Annotated in this window: 2 protein-coding genes; both read left to right on the forward strand. The window is 65.8% G+C overall.

All coding sequences use genetic code 11. From position 1 onward, the window contains the following. Nucleotides 1-124: 124 nt before the first annotated feature. The gene (locus HV744_RS36360) at nucleotides 125-1,000 is read left to right on the forward strand and encodes a tyrosine-type recombinase/integrase (RefSeq protein WP_175154055.1); all 876 of its coding nucleotides are present in this window, start codon (nucleotides 125-127) and stop codon (nucleotides 998-1,000) included. 21 nt (nucleotides 1,001-1,021) lie between these two features. Then, nucleotides 1,022-2,191, forward strand: coding sequence for an IS91 family transposase (locus HV744_RS36365; RefSeq protein ID WP_175154056.1), 1,170 nt, complete (start codon nucleotides 1,022-1,024; stop codon nucleotides 2,189-2,191). Nucleotides 2,192-2,547: the final 356 nt, after the last annotated feature.

Consider the following 2,547-nt stretch of genomic DNA (forward strand, 5'->3'; position numbering starts at 1 on the left):
GGACTAAACCGCTCGCGCGGTAGGGGCTACGGTCAGACGCCGGTGGTCAGGGAGAGGCCGGCATCGCGGTTCCGTATGTTGGCGAATGAGGCAACCCGCCTCGTTCTCCAGCAGGAGCCCAATCATGACCTCCTCACAGGCAAACGTCAGTCCACTGCGCCAGCGCATGATCGACGACATGCGCATGCGCCAGCTTGCCCCCAAGACGCAGGACATCTATCTGCGCATCGTGCGTGAGTTCGCCCGGTTTCTCGGGCGCTCACCTGACACGGCCACCGTCGAAGACCTGCGCCGCTACCAGCTCTATCTGGTCGACCACGGCACCTCGGCCGTGTCGCTGAATCACGCGATCACCGGGCTCAAGTTCTTCTTCGAGGTCACGCTTGACCGGCCCGAGCTGATGGTCAGAATGCACCCGGTGCGCGTGCCCCGCATATTGCCCGTCGTGCTCAGTCCCGATGAAGTGCGGCGGCTCATCGAGGCGGCCGGCAACTTGAAGCACCAGACCGCGCTGTCGGTCGCGTACGGTGCGGGACTACGCGCCAGCGAAGTGGTAGCGCTGAAGGTCACCGACGTCGACAGCGCGCGCATGACACTGCGTATCGAGCAGGGCAAGGGCCGCCGCGACCGCTACGCCATGCTCTCGCCGGTGCTGCTCGAGCGCCTGCGTGTGTGGTGGCGTGTGGCCCGTGCGCAGGGCAGGATGCTCGATGGCGGGTGGTTGTTTCCCGGACTCGATCCGGTCGATCAGCTGAGCACGCGGCAGCTGAACCGCGCCATTCATGCCGCCGCTGAGGCTGCGAACATCGACAAGCGCGTATCCATGCATACCCTGCGTCACAGTTTCGCCACCCATCTGCTCGAACAGAAGGTGGACATCCGCGTGATCCAGGTCCTGCTCGGCCATGCGAAGCTCGAGAACACCGCGCTCTACGTACAGGTGGCCACCGACCTGCTGCATGAGGTCACCAGTCCACTGGACCGCCTGCCTCAAGACTAAGCCCGCACCCTGCGACATCTCATGCTGGAGGTTGCGGACATCTTCCGCAGCCACGGGCCAGTGTGGCGAGCCACGACACACCTGAGCCTGGGGCAGCTGAAGGTCATGTCGGCCATCGAACGGTGCCGCACGGCGGCACTGGGCGGACATGTGCTGCGCTGTTCAGGCTGCGCAAGGACAGAGGTGTCCTTCAACTCCTGCCGGGACCGGCATTGCCCGAAGTGCCAGGCCAGCGCCGCACACCGCTGGCTGGAGGCACGCCAGGCCGATCTGCTACCCGTCGAGTACTTCCACCTCGTCTTCACGCTGCCCGCCGCCATCAGCGCGATCGCCTGGACCAACAAGCGGGTCATCTACGGCCTGCTGTTCGACATCGCCGCCGACACGCTGCGCACGATCGCCGCCGATCCCAGGCACCTCGGTGCCCAGATCGGCGCCACGCTCGTGCTGCACACCTGGGGCTCGGCGCTTACGCATCATCCGCACATGCACGGCATCATCCCAGGCGGGGGCCTGTCGCCCGATGGTGAGCGGTGGATCGCCTGCCGGCCCGGCTTCTTCCTGCCCGTGCGCGTCCTGTCGCGTCTGTTCCGGCGCCGCTTCCTCGAAGCGCTCGAAACGGCTCACCAGCATGGCCAGTTGCAGTTCTTCGGCGAATACACGGAGCTTGCCAATGCGGCTACCTTTGCACGGTGGCTTGCGCCGCTGCGCACCTGCGAGTGGGTCGTCTACGCCAAGCGTCCCTTTGCCGGACCGCACGCCGTACTCGAATACCTCTCACGCTACACGCACCGCGTGGCGATCTCCAGCCAGCGCCTGGTCGCCTTCGATGAACGCGGTGTCACCTTCCGCTGGAAGGACTACCGGGCCAAGGGACGCACCCGCTACAAGATCATGACGCTCGAAGCCGGCGAGTTCATGCGCCGCTTCCTGCTCCATGTGCTGCCTGCCGGCTTCCATCGCATCCGTCACTACGGACTGCTCGCCAACCCGGTGCGCCGCGCCAGTCTCGCGAAGGCCCGTGAACTGCTGGACGTCGTGCCTGAGGCCGACACCCAGCCCGACGATCCCGGGGTTGCTGTCCCTCCGGTCTTCGTCTGCCGGCACTGCGGTGCCCCGATGATCGTCATCGAGATCCTGGAACGCACTGCGCCCATTCGCGCACCACCCATGCCGAGACGCCAGACATGAGCGCCACGCTTCCTGGACGTGCAACTCGACCGTCGGCTTTGCGGCAACGCGGCCCACGAGCGGACGTTTGCGCTTGCCGCTTCGCGCAGCCCCTCGCACGTCCGCTTTATCCTCACGATTGCGCGACTGCACCGCCTCGTCACCGCCCCAGGCCCTATCCAGCATCCCGTTTGACCGCGCATCTTCCAGCACCGCCGGGCACCCCGGCCTATCAATCGCCATAGCCTCCAAGACTCCCACCGGTTCGGAGCACTCCGCGGTTTCCTCCATCGAGGCTTGTTCGACGCCTGCCAGCAACGCGCGGTGGCGCGCTCACATTCCTGCGGACCATGGCAGGCATCGAACAACCCTAAACG

The organism is Paraburkholderia ultramafica (assembly GCF_902859915.1).
Classification (GTDB): Bacteria; Pseudomonadota; Gammaproteobacteria; order Burkholderiales; family Burkholderiaceae; genus Paraburkholderia; species Paraburkholderia ultramafica.